14 protein-coding genes are annotated in these 16,648 nt (G+C 73.1%); 9 read left to right on the top strand and 5 right to left on the bottom strand.

Annotation, left to right across the window (positions count from 1 at the left end; all coding sequences use genetic code 11):
- Positions 1-140: 140 nt before the first annotated feature.
- From KBY32_RS08135 to KBY32_RS08120, 4 genes are all read left to right on the top strand, one after another.
- Positions 141-1,286, top strand: coding sequence for a GNAT family N-acetyltransferase (locus KBY32_RS08135; RefSeq protein ID WP_210979412.1), 1,146 nt, complete (start codon positions 141-143; stop codon positions 1,284-1,286).
- A gap of 165 nt (positions 1,287-1,451) precedes the next feature.
- The gene (locus KBY32_RS08130) at positions 1,452-2,693 is read left to right on the top strand and encodes a DegT/DnrJ/EryC1/StrS family aminotransferase (RefSeq protein WP_210979411.1); all 1,242 of its coding nucleotides are present in this window, start codon (positions 1,452-1,454) and stop codon (positions 2,691-2,693) included.
- Positions 2,694-2,713: 20 nt separating this feature from the next.
- Positions 2,714-4,450, top strand: coding sequence for a DNA polymerase/3'-5' exonuclease PolX (gene polX / locus KBY32_RS08125; RefSeq protein ID WP_210979410.1), 1,737 nt, complete (start codon positions 2,714-2,716; stop codon positions 4,448-4,450).
- 202 nt (positions 4,451-4,652) lie between these two features.
- Positions 4,653-5,108 carry a phospholipase gene (locus tag KBY32_RS08120; protein WP_210979409.1) on the top strand — a complete coding sequence of 152 codons (456 nt, stop codon included), beginning with the start codon at positions 4,653-4,655 and terminating at the stop codon, positions 5,106-5,108.
- A gap of 61 nt (positions 5,109-5,169) precedes the next feature.
- On the opposite strand, the gene KBY32_RS08115 is transcribed toward KBY32_RS08120, so the two are convergent.
- On the bottom strand, positions 5,170-7,437 hold the full coding sequence (locus tag KBY32_RS08115) for a cation-translocating P-type ATPase (protein WP_210979408.1): 2,268 nt from the start codon (positions 7,435-7,437) through the stop codon (positions 5,170-5,172).
- 27 nt (positions 7,438-7,464) lie between these two features.
- Positions 7,465-7,680: a heavy-metal-associated domain-containing protein gene (locus KBY32_RS08110; RefSeq protein WP_055619592.1), complete on the bottom strand. Its 216-nt coding sequence runs from the start codon at positions 7,678-7,680 to the stop codon at positions 7,465-7,467.
- Positions 7,681-7,872: 192 nt separating this feature from the next.
- Here KBY32_RS08110 and KBY32_RS08105 point away from each other — a divergent pair, with 192 nt between their 5' ends.
- Positions 7,873-8,826, top strand: a complete 954-nt coding sequence (locus tag KBY32_RS08105; RefSeq protein WP_210979407.1) for a hypothetical protein — start codon at positions 7,873-7,875, stop codon at positions 8,824-8,826.
- A gap of 3 nt (positions 8,827-8,829) precedes the next feature.
- On the opposite strand, the gene KBY32_RS08100 is transcribed toward KBY32_RS08105, so the two are convergent.
- Positions 8,830-10,665: a glycoside hydrolase family 15 protein gene (locus KBY32_RS08100; protein ID WP_210979406.1), complete on the bottom strand. Its 1,836-nt coding sequence runs from the start codon at positions 10,663-10,665 to the stop codon at positions 8,830-8,832.
- A gap of 72 nt (positions 10,666-10,737) precedes the next feature.
- Entirely contained in the window at positions 10,738-11,517 is a 780-nt protein-coding gene (locus tag KBY32_RS08095; RefSeq protein ID WP_210979405.1) for a DeoR/GlpR family DNA-binding transcription regulator, read from the bottom strand.
- 133 nt (positions 11,518-11,650) lie between these two features.
- Between KBY32_RS08095 and KBY32_RS08090 the strand changes: the two genes are divergently transcribed.
- Complete coding sequence (locus KBY32_RS08090) at positions 11,651-12,532, top strand: SIS domain-containing protein (protein ID WP_210979404.1); 882 nt, start codon at positions 11,651-11,653, stop codon at positions 12,530-12,532.
- 47 nt (positions 12,533-12,579) lie between these two features.
- Entirely contained in the window at positions 12,580-13,437 is an 858-nt protein-coding gene (locus KBY32_RS08085; protein ID WP_210979403.1) for a class II fructose-bisphosphate aldolase, read from the top strand.
- On the opposite strand, the gene KBY32_RS08080 is transcribed toward KBY32_RS08085, so the two are convergent.
- Complete coding sequence (locus tag KBY32_RS08080; RefSeq protein ID WP_210979528.1) at positions 13,434-14,567, bottom strand: methyltransferase; 1,134 nt, start codon at positions 14,565-14,567, stop codon at positions 13,434-13,436. The genes KBY32_RS08085 and KBY32_RS08080 overlap by 4 nt on opposite strands.
- Before the next feature lie 146 nt (positions 14,568-14,713).
- Here KBY32_RS08080 and KBY32_RS08075 point away from each other — a divergent pair, with 146 nt between their 5' ends.
- On the top strand, positions 14,714-15,355 hold the full coding sequence (locus KBY32_RS08075) for an alpha-ketoglutarate-dependent dioxygenase AlkB (RefSeq protein WP_210979402.1): 642 nt from the start codon (positions 14,714-14,716) through the stop codon (positions 15,353-15,355).
- Between the two features lie 36 nt (positions 15,356-15,391).
- Positions 15,392-16,636 carry an ROK family protein gene (locus KBY32_RS08070; RefSeq protein WP_079033432.1) on the top strand — a complete coding sequence of 415 codons (1,245 nt, stop codon included), beginning with the start codon at positions 15,392-15,394 and terminating at the stop codon, positions 16,634-16,636.
- The last annotated feature ends 12 nt before the right edge of the window (positions 16,637-16,648 follow it).

Raw genomic sequence — 16,648 nt, 5'->3', positions numbered from 1 at the left:
GGATTCTTCACCTGCCTTGACAGTGTGCGTCCCGCTTCGCGACGTTTGATCCTCGCCGCATGGTTCGACAGAGGGGGAGACCGTGTGGCGGGCGCGCCGGAAAGCGCGCCCTGGGGGGACATCTGGGGGGAGCGGTCGCCATGCGATCCACGAACGCCATCACCATTCACCGGCCCGAGGACCTGAGCGGCCCGCTGCGCGCGGCGTGGCACCGGGCCATGGACGAGTCGCCCGAGTACGCCAACCCGTTCCTGTCACCCGAGTTCGCGCTCGGCGTCGGCCGGTTCCGGCCGGGCGCGCGGGTGGCCGTACTGCACCAGGAGGGGGAGGCCGTCGGCTTCCTCCCGTACGAACGCAACGCCCTCGGCGTGGGCCGGGCCATCGGCCTCGGGCTGTCCGACTGCCAGGCGCTGGTGCACCGGCCCGGCGTCGGCTGGGACACCCGTGAACTGCTGGCGGCGTGCGGCCTGTCCGTCCTGGAGTTCGACCATCTGGTCGAGGAGCAGCGGCCGTTCGCCCCGTACGTCACGGGCACCTTCGCCTCGCCCGTGCTCGACCTCAAGCCCGCCGAGGGCGACTACCCGGCCTGGCTGCGGGCCACCTACCCGGGGCAGGCCAAGACGACGCTGAAGAAGGAGCGCCGGCTCGGCCGGAACGTCGGCGAGTTCCGCTTCGTGTACGACGAGCGCGACCCGCGCGTCCTGCGCACGCTCATGCGCTGGAAGTCCGCCCAGTACCGCAGGACGGGGCGGATGGACCGGTTCTCCAAGCCGTGGATCGTCGCTCTGGTCGACCATCTCTTCCAGGTCCGCGAGGACCACTTCACCGGCATCCTGTCCGTCGTGTACGCCGGGGACCGGCCCGTCGCCGCGCACTTCGGGCCCCGTTCGCGCAGCGTGCTCGCCGCCTGGTTCACCGCCTACGACCCGGAGTTCGCGTACTACTCGCCCGGCCTGATGATGCACCTGCGGATGGCGTACGCCGCGGGCCGGGACGGCGTCACCCTCATGGACATGGGGCGCGGCGAGAAGGAGTACAAGGACTGGCTGAAGACCCGTGAGCTGCGGGTGGCCGAAGGGTTCGCGACGCGCCCCCACCCGGTCGCGGCGGCCCACCGGATGTGGCGCAGACCCGTCCGCGGCCTACGCAACACCGTCCTCGCCCACCCGGCCCTGCGGGACCCCGCCGACCGGCTGCTCAGAACCGCCGGCGGCCTGCGCACCTCCGTCGTCTCCCGCACCTCCGTCGTCTCCCGCACGAGAGGCACCGACTCCGGCACCCGCTGACCGCCGCACCCCCTCACTCACCGCCGCCGTCCGTCCACCACGGACGCCGCGGCCCTGCCCCCGCACGCCCTCATCCCCCCGCGAGACGGCCCCGCACGACGTCTGCCAGCCCGCACAGCCCGCCCCCGGGCGGTCTTCGCCGAAGCTCTCACGGAAGAGGTGACCATGCCGTACGGATCGCGGCTCGCCGCGATGATGACGCGGCGCATCGGACGCGAATGCGTCTACACGCCCTCGGCCCGACTCGCCCTCTATCTGGCGCTGCGGCGCTGGTGCCGGCCGGGTGGACGCGTGCTGATGTCCCCCGTGAACGACGACGTGATCCTCTTCGTCGTCCTCGCCGCAGGACTGCGCCCGGTGCAGGCCCCCGTCTCCCGCTGGGACGGCAACATCGACCCGGACGCCGTACCGGAGTCCACCTGGCGCGGGATCGACGCCGTCCTGACCACCAACCTGTACGGCCTGCCGGACCGGGTCGTCGAGCTGCGGCGGCGCTGCGAGGCGCTCGGCATCCCGCTGATCGAGGACGCGGCGCACGCCATCGGCACCCATGTGGACGGACAGCCCGTCGGGACCTTCGGCACGGCCGCCGCGTTCAGCCTCTCCAAACATGTCGCGGCCACGGCCGGCGGCTTCCTCGCCGTCGAAGACGTCCGCACCCGGCGCGAACTCGAACGGCTGCGCGACGACCTGCTCACCCCGCGCCGGCTGCGGGCCGACCTCACCGTCACCCTGCGCCCGCTGGCCCGGTCCGCGGTCCGCTCGCTCCACCTGGTGCGGCCCGTGTGGCGCACCATGCAGCGGCTCGGCCTGATGGAACGCGACGAGTTCCGGATGGCCCTGCACGCCCCGCGCCTCACCGCGAGCGCCCGTCGCGCGCCCAGTCTGGCCGCGTACGAGCCCTGGGTACGGGTCGACCTGCACGGTTTCCGGAACCGGCACGGGGCGCTGGTGCGCGGGCAGCTGCAGCTGCGCATGGCCCTGCTCGACGGCGACCTCGCCCGCCGCAGGGACGGTGTCTCCCGGCTGGCCGGCACCACCTGGGCCAGCCCGGCGCTGCGGGAGCGGACCGCGCACGACGGCCCGCCCGCCCTCTTCCGCGCCCCGCTGCTGGTCCACGACCGTGACGCGCTGGTGGACCGGCTCGTCGACCGCGGTGTGGTCACGGGCTACATCTACGACCCGCCGCTCGACGACTACGCGGGCGCCGAGTTCGTGGAACCGTCGTCCGACCCGACGGCGGCCCGCTGGTTCGCCCGGCACGTCCTGCCGGCCGACCCCCTCCTGGCCCGCGGGATCGACGCCTGCCTGACCAGGGAGCAGGTCACCCCGGCCCACCCGCCGCTCTCCGCCACGGCGGGCGAACCGGACCCGGCTGCCACACCGCCCGCCGGGAGCCCTGCCTGATCCGCGCCTACGCTGGAGGGGTGGCCCGGTCCAACGACGAGGTGGCCGCGCTCCTCCAGGAGTACGCGGACCTGATCCCCCTCACGGGAGGCGACGCGTTCAAGGCACGTGTCTACGAGAAGGCGGCCCGTGCCCTGGGCGCCCACCCCGTCGACGTGTCCACCCTCGACGTGGACCAGCTCAAGGAGATCCCGAACGTCGGCCGGTCCATCGCCGAGAAGGTCGTCGAGTACTTCTCCACCGGCCGGATCGCGGCGGTGGAGGAACTGCGGGAGCGCGTCCCCGCCGGGGTCCGGCAGCTGACCGCCATCCCGACGCTCGGCCCGAAGAAGGCCCTCGTCCTCCACCGGGAGCTGGGCATCTCCACCGTCGACGAACTCGAGGACGCCATCGCCCAGGAGAGGCTGCGCGACCTCAAGGGCTTCGGGCCCCGGACCGAGGCCAAGATCCTCCACGGCATCCGCCTGCTGCGGTCCTTCGGCGACCGCGTCCTGATCGACGTCGCCCTGGAACTGGCCGAGGACATCGTCGCCGCGCTGTCCCGGGTGCCCGGCTGCGAGCGCTGCGCCTACGCGGGATCGCTGCGCCGCGCCCGCGAGACGATCGGCGACGTCGACATCCTGGCCGCGGCCACCGAGCCCGGCCCGGTGATGCGGGCCTTCACCGCGCTGCCCGACGTCCGGGAGGTCGTCGCGGGCGGCGACAAGAAGACGTCGGTCCGCACCGCCCAGGGCCTCCAGGTCGATCTCCGGGTCGTCCCGCCGGACGCGTGGGGCGCCGCGATGCAGTACTTCACCGGCTCCAAGGCGCACAACATCCGCGTCCGCGAGCTGGCCGTCCGCCAGAAGCTCAAGCTCTCCGAGTACGGGCTGTTCGACGTGGAGAGCGGGGTGCGGATCGTCTCCGAGACCGAGGAGGAGGTCTACGCCCGGCTCGGCCTGCCGTGGATCCCGCCGCCGCTGCGCGAGGACCGGGGCGAGATCGAGGCCGGGCTGCGCGGCGAACTGCCCGCCCTGCTCCAGGAGTCGGACCTCCGGGGCGATCTGCACACGCACACCGATCTGACGGACGGCCTCGCCCCGCTGGAGGAGATGGCCGCGGCGGCCGCCGCACGGGGCCACGCCTACTACGCCGTCACCGACCACGGCCCGGACATGGCGATGCAGCGGATGACGGCCGAGCGGATGCTCGCCCAGCGCGCCCGCCTCCGCGCGCTGGAGGGGACGTACGGCGGGATGCGGCTGCTGCACGGTGTGGAGCTGAACATCGGCCCCGACGGCGAGGTGGACTGGCCCGCCGAGTTCCTGGCGGACTTCGACGTGTGCGTGGCCTCGGTGCACTCGCACTTCGACCAGGACCGCGCCACGATGACCCGCCGTCTGATCCGGGCCTGCGAGAACCCGCACGTCCACATCATCGGGCACCCCACCACCCGTCTCATCGGCCGGCGTCCCGGCGTCGACGCCGACCTCGACGCGGTCTTCGAGGCCTGCGCGCGCACCGGCACCGCGCTGGAGATCAACTCCCATCCGGACCGCCTCGATCTGCGGGACGAGGACATCGCGCGGGCCCGGCGGCACGGGGCGCGGTTCGCCGTCGACAGCGACGCCCACGCGGTGACCCATCTGGCCAATCTGCGCTTCGGGGTGGGCACGGCACAGCGCGGCTGGCTCACCGCGGACGACGTGATCAACGCCTGGCCGCTGAGCCGGCTGGGCCGCTTCTTCGACAAGGGGCGGGCCCGGACGGCGGATTGAGCGGCGCGAGCCCCTGGAGACCGCTGAGACCCCCTGTTCCGGGCCGTCCGGATTCCTCCCCCGAGTGCCCCGAACCTCTGTCAAGTCCGCCGAGTTGACGGTTTGTTGAGCCGCAACGGAGTAAACGACCGTTCAGGTGTCAATCATCTTGTCATGAACCTGCGGTCCGACGGGCGGACCGCAGCCTCATGGAGGTGTGGAAATGCGCCGCACACTCACCACCACGCTCGCCGCCTCGGCCGTGTCCGTCGCGACTCTCGTCGTCCTCGCACCGGCCGCCCAGGCCGCCACCCCCGCGGACAAGCCCCAGGTACTGTCCAGTTGGACGCAGACGTCCGCGTCCAGCTACAACGCCTGGGTCTCCGCCCGCAACAACCAGTCCGCCTGGGCCGCCTACGGATTCGACTGGTCCACCGACTACTGCTCCTCGTCCCCGGACAACCCCTTCGGCTTCCCGTTCCAGACGTCCTGTGCCCGGCACGACTTCGGCTATCGCAACTACAAGGCCCTGGGCACGTTCAGCGCCAACAAGTCCCGACTGGACAGCGCCTTCTACGAAGACCTCAAGCGCGTGTGCGCCGGATACAGCGGCGCGAGCAATACCGCCTGCAACAGCACGGCGTGGACCTACTACCAGGCCGTGAAGGCGTTCGGCTGAGCCGGCCGCACACGGCGGAGGGGCGCCGCGACCGCGGCGCCCCTCCCGTCCCTTCCCGTGCTCAGTCCGTGGCGCGGAAGGACCGCAGCCGCAGCGAGTTGCCGACCACGAACACCGAGGAGAAGGCCATCGCCGCCCCCGCGATCATCGGGTTGAGCAGCCCGGCCGCCGCCAGCGGCAGCGCGGCGACGTTGTAGGCGAAGGCCCAGAACAGGTTCGACCGGATCGTGCCGAGCGTACGGCGGGCGAGCCGGATGGCGTCGGCGGCGGCCCGCAGGTCACCGCGCACGAGAGTGAGGTCGCCGGCCTCGATCGCCGCGTCCGTCCCGGTGCCCATCGCGAGCCCCAGGTCGGCCTGGGCCAGCGCGGCCGCGTCGTTGACGCCGTCACCCACCATGGCGACCGAACGGCCCTCGCCCTGCAGCCGCTTGACGATGTCGGCCTTGTCCTGCGGCAGCACCTCGGCGATCACGTCGTCGACCGCGATGCCGACCTCGGCGGCGACCGCCAGGGCGACCCGACGGTTGTCACCCGTCAGCAGCATCGGCGTCAGACCGAGGTCGCGCAGCCGTGCGACAGCCTCCCGGCTGGTCGGCTTCACCGCGTCGGCGACCTCCAGCACCGCCCGTGCCGCGCCGCCCCAGGCCACCACGATCGCCGTACGGCCCGCCGCCTCGGCGGACTCCAGGGCCCGCCGCAGCTCCTCCGGCAGCTCCGGCACCTCGCCGGTCAGCAGCCGTTCGCGGCCCACGAGCACGCTGTGCCCCTCGACCACGCCCCGCACGCCGAGCCCCGGCACGTTCGCGAACTCCTCGGGCGTGGGCAGTGATCCGAGCCGGGCCAGCGCCCCTTCGGCCACCGCGCGGGCGACCGGGTGCTCGGAGGCGTGCTCCAGCGCCCCCGCCAGCCGCAGCACGTCCTCCTCCTCGGTGCCGGCGGCGGTGTGCACGGCCAGCAGCGTCATCCGGCCGGTCGTGACGGTGCCCGTCTTGTCCAGGACGACGGTGTCGACCCGGCGCGTGGACTCCAGTACCTCGGGGCCCTTGATGAGGATGCCGAGCTGGGCGCCGCGCCCGGTGCCGACCAGCAGCGCGGTCGGCGTGGCCAGGCCCAGCGCGCAGGGGCAGGCGATGATGAGTACGGCCACCGCCGCCGTGAACGCGGCGGCCGTACCGGCACCGTTGCCCAGCCAGAAGCCGAGGGTGCCCAGCGCCAGGGCGATGACGATCGGCACGAACACGGCGGAGATCCGGTCCGCCAGCCGCTGGGCGGCGGCCTTGCCGTTCTGCGCGTCCTCCACCAGCCGGGCCATCCGCGCCAGTTGGGTGTCCTCGCCGACGCGTGTCGCCTCGACGACCAGCCGGCCGCCCGCGTTGAGCGTCGCGCCCGTCACCGGGTCGCCGACGGAGACCTCGACCGGCACGGACTCTCCGGTCAGCATCGAGGCGTCCACCGCGGAGGAACCCTCGACCACCGTGCCGTCGGTGGCGATCTTCTCGCCGGGACGGACCAGGAAGCGGTCGCCCACGGCCAACTGCCCGACCGGCACGGTCCGTTCGGTGCCGTCCGGCCCCAGGACGGTGACGTCCTTGGCGCCCAGCTCCAGCAGGGCCTTCAGCGCCGCGCCCGCCTTGCGCTTGGAACGGGCCTCGAAGTAGCGCCCGGCCAGGATGAAGGCGGTGACACCGGCGGCCGCCTCCAGGTAGATGTTCCCCGAGCCGTCGCCGCGGGCGATCGTCAGCTCGAAGGGGTGGGTCATACCGGGCTCACCGGCCGTGCCCAGGAACAGCGCCCACAGCGACCACAGGAACGCGGCGGACGTGCCGACCGAGATCAGGGTGTCCATGGTGGCGGCGCCGTGCCGCAGATTGGTGAACGCGGCCCGGTGGAAGGGCCAGGCGGCATACGTCACCACGGGCGCCGCCAGGGTGAGCGACAACCACTGCCAGTACTCGAACTGCAGGGCCGGGACCATCGCCATCGCCACGACGGGCACCGCCAGGACCACCGCCGTCACCAGCCGCTGCCGCAGCGACCGCAAGCCGTCGTCCTCGCCCTCCTCTCCGCCCTCGCCCGCCGGTGTGTCGGCGGCGGGCGGCTCGGGCTCCCGGGCGGTGTACCCGGTCGCCTCGACGGTGGAGATCAGGTCCTGGACGGAGACCCCGGCGGCGAAGCTGACCCTGGCCTTCTCGGTGGCGTAGTTGACGGTGGCGGTCACGCCCTCCATGCGGTTCAGCTTCTTCTCGACGCGTGCCGCGCACGAGGCGCACGTCATGCCGCCGATGGCGAGCTCCACGTCGCTCGTCGGGCCGGTCGCGGTGGTGGTCATCGCTGCTCCTGGTGAGAAATGTGGGGTCTAGGCGGCGCGGCCGGTGAGCTCGTAGCCGGCGTCGTCCACGACGGCGGCCACGCGTGCGTCGTCCGGCTCGGCGGCGCTGGTGACGGTGACCAGTCCGGTGGCGAGATCGACGTCGACTCCGGTGACGCCGTCCAGCCCGCCGATGGCCTCGGTGAGCGTGGCCCGGCAGTGGCCGCAGCTCATCCCGGAGACGGCGTACGTGGTGGTGGACATGCGTTCCTCCTTGGCAGGGGGCCGGTGATCGACCTGGATACGGGGCGGGGGTACCCTCGCCGGAGTCCATGTATACCCCCGGGGGGTAGCCGAGGCAAGTCTCCTTCCCGACTTGACTTGATACCCCCCAGGGGTATGGTGAGGTGCATCGAAGGACACGACGCAGCAGCATCCGACCCGCAGGAGACCGCCATGCATGCCGGACTGAGGATCACCGCGTTCACCGCCGCGCTGGCCGCGACATTCGGCACGGCCTACGGCGTCGGCCAGGCGTTCGACCCCGTTGTCGAGGACGCCGCGCCCGCCCGCCACGAAACCCACCCGAGGGTCTCGTCGGAGCCGGCGCAGGAGGGTGAACACGGCGGGCATGAGGCGAAGCCGGCCGGGGGACTGCAGATCTCCGAGGGCGGCTACACCCTCGACCTCGCCACCCCGAGGGTCGCCGCCGGCGAGCGCTCGAAGCTGAGCTTCGTGATCCGCGACAGCGCGGGCCGGGCGGTCACCGCGTACCAGCGCGAGCACGAGAAGGAGCTGCACCTGATCGTGGCCTCACGCGACCTGGGCACCTACCGCCATCTGCACCCCACCCGCGCCGCCGACGGCACCTGGAGCATCCCCGTGGACCTGCCGCGGGCGGGCGGCTACCGGGTCTTCGCCGACTTCACCCCGGCGAGGAAGGGCGCCGAGAACCTCACCCTCGGCGCGGACCTCGCGGCCTCCGGCCCCTACGAGCCGCAGCGGCTCCCCGCCCCGAACAGCACCGCGAAGGTCGACGGCTACGAGGTCCGGCTCGACGGCGGCCTGCGGCCGGGCAAGGAGGGCGAGCTCAAGCTGAAGGTGTCCCGCGACGGCCGCCCCGTGACCGACCTCCAGCCCTACCTGGGCGCCTACGGCCACCTGGTCGCCCTGCGCTCCGGCGACCTCGCCTACCTCCACGTCCACCCCAACGGCGAGCCCGGCGACGGCACCACGAAGCCCGGCCCGGAGGTCTCCTTCACGGCCACGGCACCGAGCGCCGACAGCTACCGCCTCTTCCTGGACTTCAAGCACGAGGGCAAGGTCCACACCGCCGCCTTCACCGTCCGCGCCGGCGCCGCGCAAGGCATCGACGAGCCCCACGCCGACGAGTCGGGGCACGGGCACTGAGCCTCAGCCCAGCGCCCGGTCCAGGTTGAACGCGGCGCTGATCAGGGCCAGATGCGTGAACGCCTGGGGGAAGTTGCCCTGTTGCTCGCCCGTGTGGCTGATCTCCTCGGCGTACAGGCCCAGATGGTTGGCGTACGTGAGCATCTTCTCGAAGGCCAGCCGGGCCTCGTCCAGCCGGCCCGCGCGCACCAGGGCCTCCACGTACCAGAAGGAGCAGATGGAGAACGTGCCCTCGTCGCCGCGCAGCCCGTCCGGGCTCACCCGGGGGTCGTACCGGTAGACCAGCGAGTCGGACACCAGCTCCTCGCTGAGCGCGTCCAGCGTGGACAGCCACTTGGGGTCCGTCGGCGCGATGAACTTCGTCAACGGCATCATCAAGACGGCCGCGTCCAGTACGTCGGTGTCCTCGTGCTGGACGAACGCCTGCCGGGACTGGGACCAGCCGTGGCGCATGATCCGGCGGTAGATGGTGTCCCGGCAGCCCTGCCAGCGGGCCAGGTCGGCGGGCAGGCCGCGCCGCAGCGCCATCCGGATGGCCCGTTCGATCGCCACCCAGCACATCAGCCGGGAGTAGAGGAACTTCCGGCGCCCGCCCCGCGTCTCCCAGATCCCCTCGTCGGGCTGGTCCCAGTGTGTGCACACCCAGTCGACCAGGCCGCACACGTCGTCCCACTGGTCGCTGGAGATCGGCTGCGCCCACTTGTCGTACAGGTAGACGGAGTCGATCAGCGCGCCGTAGATGTCGAGCTGGAGCTGGCCGACGGCGCCGTTGCCGACCCGGACCGGCGCCGAGCACAGATGCCCTTCGAGATGGCCGAGCTCGCGCTCGGGCAGGTCGGTGCGGCCGTCGATGCCGTACATGATCTGCAGCGGTCCCGAGCCGTGGCCGTCGCCCGGGGTGATGTGCCGGCTCAGGAACCGCATGAACGCCTCGGCCTCGCTGGTGAACCCGAGCCGCAGCATGGCGTACACGGCGAAGGCGGCGTCGCGCACCCAGGCGTACCGGTAGTCCCAGTTGCGCTCGCCGCCCACCTGCTCGGGCAGGCTGGTGGTCGGCGCGGCCACGATGGCGCCGGTCGGGGCGTAGGTGAGCAGCTTCAGGGTGAGGGCCGAGCGGTGCACCATCTCCCGCCAGCGGCCCCGGTACCGGGAGGAGGACAGCCAGCGCCGCCAGTACGCCACCGTGTCGTTGAACTCGTCCTCCGCCTCGGTCCACGCGCACCGCCGCGGGGTCACCTCGCCGCCGACCTGGTCCAGGGCGAACACCGCCCCCTCACCCTCGGCGATCTTGAACTCGGCGTGCACGTCGGCGCCGTCGATCTCCAGCGGCACGGTCGAGGTCAGCCCCAGCGACAGCTTCGCGGACTCGAAGACCGCGACGTCGTCGATCATGCGCAGGGTATGCGCATCGGCGCCGTAGCCGAAGCGGGGCGCGATCCGGGTGCGGAACGGGATGGACCCGCGCACGCACACCACACGCCGGAACAGCCGGTGCCGGTCCGTCTCGGCCGAAGTCCCGCCGACCGGCATGAAGTCCTGGATCTCACCGACGCCGTCCTCGGTGAAGAAGCGGGTGATCAGGACGTTGGTGTCCGGGAAGTAGAACTGCTTGGTGCGAGCGGGCACCGCCGCCGCCAGCTCGAAGCACCCCCCGCGCTCGGTGTCCAGGATCGAGGCGAAGACGCTCGGGGCGTCGAAGGCCCCGCAGCAGTACCAGTCGATGGTGCCGTCCACACCCACCAGGGCGACACTGCGCAGATCACCGATCAGCCCGTGGTCGGCGATCGGCACATAGCCCTTCGCCCCGGGCGCGTCCGCCTCGACGGGAGTCGTGCTCATCGCAGCCTCCTAGGGGGTACGCCTCGCTCCCAGCGTAGAAGCAATCGCGCGGACCGGCGCCGTCACGGCCGCTCAGACCGTGAGGACCCGCAGGCCGGCCTCCTCGAAGCCGCGTACCAGCTCCGGGTCGGCCGCCGTGTCGGTGACCAGGGTGTCCACCGTGTCCACCGCGCAGATCCGGGCGAAGGCCCGCCGGCCCAGCTTGCTGGAGTCGGCCGCCACGACCACGCGTTCGGCGCGCTCGCACAGCAGCCGGTTGATCGCCGCCTCCGCCTCGTCGTGCGCGGCCGCACCATGCGTTACGTCGAGGGCCACCACGCCGAGCACGGCCACGTCCAGGGTGATCTGGGACAGCACCCCGTCCGCGAGCGGCCCGATCAGCTCGTACGACTGCGGGCGCGCGACCCCGCCGGTCAGCACGATCTTGAACTGGGGCCGTACGGCGAGCTCGTTGGCGATGTTGAGCGCGTTGGTGACGACGGTCAGCGCGGGCGTGCCCGAGGTGAGGTCGCCGCGTACGGCGAGGGCGCGGGCCACCTCGGTCGTGGTCGTGCCACCGGTCAGCCCGACCGCCTCGTCGGGCGCCAGGAGGTCGGCCACCGCGGCGGCGATGCGCTGCTTCTCGGAGGCGTTGCGGGCCGTCTTGTAGCGCAGCGGCAGCTCGTACGACACCCCGTGCACGACCGCGCCGCCCCGGGTGCGGACCAGCATCTGCTGGGCGGCGAGCTGGTCGAAGTCGCGGCGGATCGTGGCGGCGGACACCTCCAGTTCGGCGGCCGCCTCCTCGACGTCCAGCCGTCCCCGATCCACGAGCAGGTCCAGGAGCGCCTTCCAGCGGGCGTCGCGCGACATCCGCCCTCCAATCCGTCGATCTCCCGTGACCTTAGCGCACGCCCGTTCCCCCGTTTTGCTTGATCCTGCTTGAAAACTCGCTATATCTTGCAAGAACGAGCATCTTGGATGCAGGGCCGGGAGGGGTGGCGGCATGACGTACGTCGAGGACGAGCTCAACAGCCAGCCGGAGTGCTGGACCCGTGCGGCGGCGGACGCCTCGGACGCGGGCGCGAGGCTGCCGGAGCCGGGGGAGCGGGTCGCGGTCGTCGGCTGCGGCACCTCGTACTTCATGGCGCAGGCCTACGCAGCGCTGCGCGAAGGGACCGGCGGCGGAGAGACGGACGCCTTCGCCGCGTCGGAGTTCCCGCACGGCCGCGCCTACGACCGGATCCTCGCCCTCACCCGCTCCGGCACGACCACCGAGGTGCTGGACCTGCTGGAGCGGGCCGAAGGACGCACCCGCACCACGGCGATCACTGCCGACCCGGACACCCCCGTGATGAGCGCCGCCGACGACGTCGTGGTCCTCGACTACGCGGACGAACGCTCCGTCGTACAGACCCGCTTCGCCACCACCGCGCTCACCCTGCTCCGCGCACACCTCGGCCGGCACCCCGACACCGCTGTGGCCGACGCGCGCACCGCGCTCGCCGCCGACCTCCCCGAAGGCCTCGTAGCATCCAGCCAGTTCACCTTCCTGGGCCGGGGCTGGACCGTCGGTCTCGCCAACGAGGCCGCCCTGAAGATGCGCGAGGCGTCGCTGTCCTGGACCGAGGCGTACCCGGCGATGGAGTACCGGCACGGCCCCATCAGCGTCACCACCACCGGCACCGCCACCTGGATGTTCGGCGAGGCCCCCGAAGGGCTGGCCGAGCAGGTCCGCGCCACCGGCGCCCAGTGGATCGAGGGCCGGCTCGACCCGCTCGCCGAACTGGTCCGCGCCCAGCGCCTCGCCGTCGCCGTCGCCGCGGCGCGCGGCCTCGACCCCGACCGGCCGCGCCACCTCACCCGCTCGGTGATCCTCACCCCCTGACGCACCGCGCCCGTCCACGCCCGCCGCCCGCCCAGAAAGGACAGGCCGTGCCCCTCGTGACCACCGGTGAGCTCGTCACCCGCGCCGCCGCCGACCGTTCCGCCGTCGCCGCGTTCAACGTCATCACCCTGGAGCACATCGAGGCCGTCGTCGCCGGCGCGGAGAGCGCCGGTTCACCCGTCGTCCTCCAGGTCAGCGAGAACGCCGTCAAGTTCCGTTACGGACGGCTGCTGCCGCTCGCCCGCGCGGCCGTCGCCGCCGCCGAACGCGCGGACGTCCCCGTCGCCCTGCACCTGGACCACGTCCAGAGCGACGACCTGCTGCGCCAGGCGCCCGCCGCCGGATTCAGCTCCGTGATGTACGACGCGGCCCGGCTGCCCTACCTCGACAACCTCGCCGCGACCAAGGCCGCCGCGGACTGGGCGCACGCCCAGGGCCTGTGGATCGAGGCCGAGCTGGGCCGCCTCGGCGGCAAGAACGGCGAGCCGCCCCTGGACGCGCACGCCCCCGGCGCCCGCACCGACCCGGCGGAGGCGCACGCGTTCGTCGCCGACTCCGGCGTGGACGCCCTCGCCGTCGCCATCGGCAGCGCGCACGCCATGACGACCCGCACCGCCACTCTCGACCACACCCTGCTCAAGCGCCTGTCCGCCGCCCTCGACGTCCCCCTCGTCCTGCACGGCTCCTCCGGCGTCCCCGACGGCGAGCTGACCGAGGCCGTCGTGGGCGGCATCGCCAAGGTGAACGTCGGCACCGCCCTCAATCTCGCGATGACGACCGCGATCCGCGAATTCCTCGCCGCCCACCCGGACGCCGTCGACTCGCGCACGTACCTCAGCGTGGGACGGGAGGCGATGGTGCGCGCGGTCGCCCGGATCATCACCCTCCTGGCCGGCACGCCTTAGCGGCGGACCGCCCGCAGCACCACGAACTTGGGGTCGGAGGCGACCACTTCGCTGTTCCCGAACAGCCGCCGCAGCTTCACGTGGTAGCCGAGGTGCCGGTTGCCGACCACCCACAGCTCACCGCCCGGCCGCAGCGCCCGCCGCGCCCCGGTGAACATCCGCCAGGCCGTCGCGTCGGTGGTCGCCTGGTGGGAGTGGAACGGCGGATTGTTCAGCACCAGGTCGACACTGCCCGCCGGCACCCCCGCCATCCCGTCGCCCACCCGGAACTCGGCGTGCCCGGGGACGCCGTTCGCCTTGAAGGTGGCCTCCGCCGACGCCACCGCCTGGAACGACTCGTCGACGAACAGCACCTCGGCCTCCGGGTTCGCCAGCGCCACCGCCGTCCCCACGACGCCGTTGCCGCAGCCCAGGTCCACCACCCGCCGCGGCCCGCGCCCGCCCGGCAGATGCGCCAGGAAGAACCGCGTGCCGATGTCCAGCCGGTCGGCGCAGAACACCCCCGCGTGATTGACGACCGTACTCCCGGACACGGCCCCCACCCCGTCCGGCAGCGTGTAGGTGTACGGCCACGGGTTCGCGGGCCGCTCCACCGACGGCTCGGGCGTGCAGAAGATCAGGCGGGCCTTCCGCTTCGCCAGCGACGTCCGGGTCGGCCCGAGGATGCGTCCGAACAGCTCCAGCGTGGACGTGTGGATCTCCCGCACCATGCCAGTGCCCACCACGACCGTGCCCTCGTGCACGGAGGGCGCCAGCCGCAGCAGCTGGTCCTCCAGCAGCGCCAGGCTCTTCGGCACCCGCACCAGCAGCACGTCGATCCGCGCCGGCGGCGGGTCCTGGGTCGTGAGCAGCCGGACCGCCCCCGGCTCGACGCCTTGCCGCGCGAGGTTGGCCCGGGTGGCCTCCTGCGCCAGCCAGGAGTCCGTGATCTGGGTCGGCCGGTGCGCCGCCAGCGCCGTGACCAGGGCGCCCCAGCGGTCGCCGACGACCACGACCGTGCCCGACAGCGGGACGTCCTGCTCGGCGAGGTGCGCCAGAAGGTACTCGTCGGAGGCGTCCCAGGCGCGCAGCCTGTCGCGGGGGTCCTCGGGGAAGCGGGTCAGCGCGAGAGCGCCCCAGGGCGTCGTCATCCGGTCGTTCATCGTGCGTCAAGGCTAAGCGACCACGGGCGCCCGCCCGCACCCGAGCTGCGACGCCGGATCGACCACGGGCGCCCGCCCGCACCCGAGCCGCGACGCCTGACCGTAGGCGAGGACCGTGGGGGAGGATGGGGGACATGGACGCCGAGCTGTTCCCGCGGGAGCGCACCGTCGTCGCGCCGGGCGCGGTGCACGTCCCCGACTGGCTGGACGCCGCCGCGCAGCGCGAGCTGCTGGACGCCTGCCGGGTCTGGGCCCGCCCCCCGGCCGGCCTGCGCACCGTCCGCACCCCCGGCGGCGGCACGATGACGGCCCGGCAGGTGTGCCTCGGCCGGCACTGGTACCCCTACGGCTACGCCCCCACGGCCGTCGACGGCGACGGCGCCCCGGTCAAGCCGTTCCCGGAGTGGCTGGACGAACTGGCCCGAGGCGCGGTCCGCGACGCCCTCGGCGAGGAGGCCGGCCCCTACGACATCGCGCTGATCAACTTCTATGACGCCGAGGCCCGGATGGGCATGCACCGCGACGCCGACGAGCGGTCGCCGCAGCCCGTGGTCTCCCTGAGCCTCGGCGACACCTGCGTCTTCCGCTTCGGCAACACCGAGACCCGGACCCGGCCGTACACGGACGTCGAACTGCGCAGCGGCGACCTCTTCGTATTCGGCGGCCCCGCGCGGCTCGCCTACCACGGGGTGCCCACCGTGCACCCGGGCACGGCGCCCCCGGAGCTCGGTCTCACGGGGCGGCTGAACCTCACGCTGAGAGTGAGCGGCCTGTAGGTCACGGCGTTCCGGGATCATGGGAGACTCGCCCTCATGAGCGGCAAGGCGGACCCCCGGCCGGCGGGGGAAGGGACCACCACCCCGAGGACGCGACTGGAGCGGGGGCGCGGTGCGCTCGGGCCCGCGTTGGAGCTCGTGCACACCGGGCGCGCCCCCACCCGCGCCGTCCTCACCGCCGAACTCGGCGTCACCCGGGCCACGGCCGGGGTGGTCGCCGCCGAACTGGAGGCGCTCGGGCTGATCCGGGTCGACGCCCGGCCGGGCGCGGCGGCCGGCTCCCAGGGGCGGCCCTCGCACCGGCTGTCCGTCGCCGAGGACGGCCCGGTCGTCCTCGCCGCCCAGGTGCACGCCGACGGGTTCCGGGCGGCGCTGGTCGGCCTCGGCGGCCGTATCGTCGCCACCGCCCCGGGCTGCGAGACCGTGGAGGCCGATCCGGCCAAGGTGCTCGGCTCGGTCGTCGAGGCCGGCGCGGACCTGCTGAGCGCGACCGGCCGGCGCTGTGTCGGCGCCGGACTCGCCGTCCCGTCCGCCGTCGCTGAACCGGACGGCCTCGCCCTCAACCCGCTGCATCTGGCGTGGCCCGTGGGCGCCCCCGTCCGCCGTATCTTCACCGAGTGCGTACGCGCGGCCGGGATCACCGGACCGGCGTTCACCGGCAACGACGTCAACCTGGCCGCGCTCGCCGAACACCGGCACGGCGCCGGGCGCGGCGCCCGCGATCTGCTGTGCGTGGCCACCGGGCACCGGGGCGTCGGCGGCGCGCTCGTCCTGGACGGCCGTCTGCACACCGGGAGTTCGGGGCTCGCCCTGGAGGTCGGACACCTCACCGTCAACCCCGAGGGCCGGCCCTGCCACTGCGGCAGCCGCGGCTGCCTGGACGTCGAGGCCGACCCGCTGGCCCTGCTCACGGCGGCCGGCCGCGAGCCCGGCCCCGAGGTGTCGCTGCTGAAGCAGGCCATCGACCTGATCCAGGACCACTACGACGACCCGACGGTCCGCACCGCCACCGAGGCCCTCATCGACCGGCTCGGCCTCGGCCTGGCCGGCCTGGTCAACATCCTCAACCCCGACCGCATCATCCTCGGTGGTCTGCACCGCACGCTCTTCGACGCCGACCCCGGCCGGCTGCGCGCGGTCGTCGCCGACCGCAGCCTGTGGGGGCAGAGCGGCGGCGTCCCCATCCTCGCGTGCAGCCTCGACCACAACAGCCTGGTCGGCGCCGCCGAGTTGGCCTGGCAGCCGGTGCTCGACGACCCGCTCACCGCGCTGGCGGCGTAGCGGTCGGTAGGC

It is taken from the genome of Streptomyces sp. RK62 (assembly GCF_018070255.1).
GTDB classification, from domain to species: domain Bacteria; phylum Actinomycetota; class Actinomycetes; order Streptomycetales; family Streptomycetaceae; genus Streptomyces; species Streptomyces nigra.
Note: the sequence above shows the minus strand (reverse complement) of the source record. Positions and strands in the feature narration are given on the sequence as shown.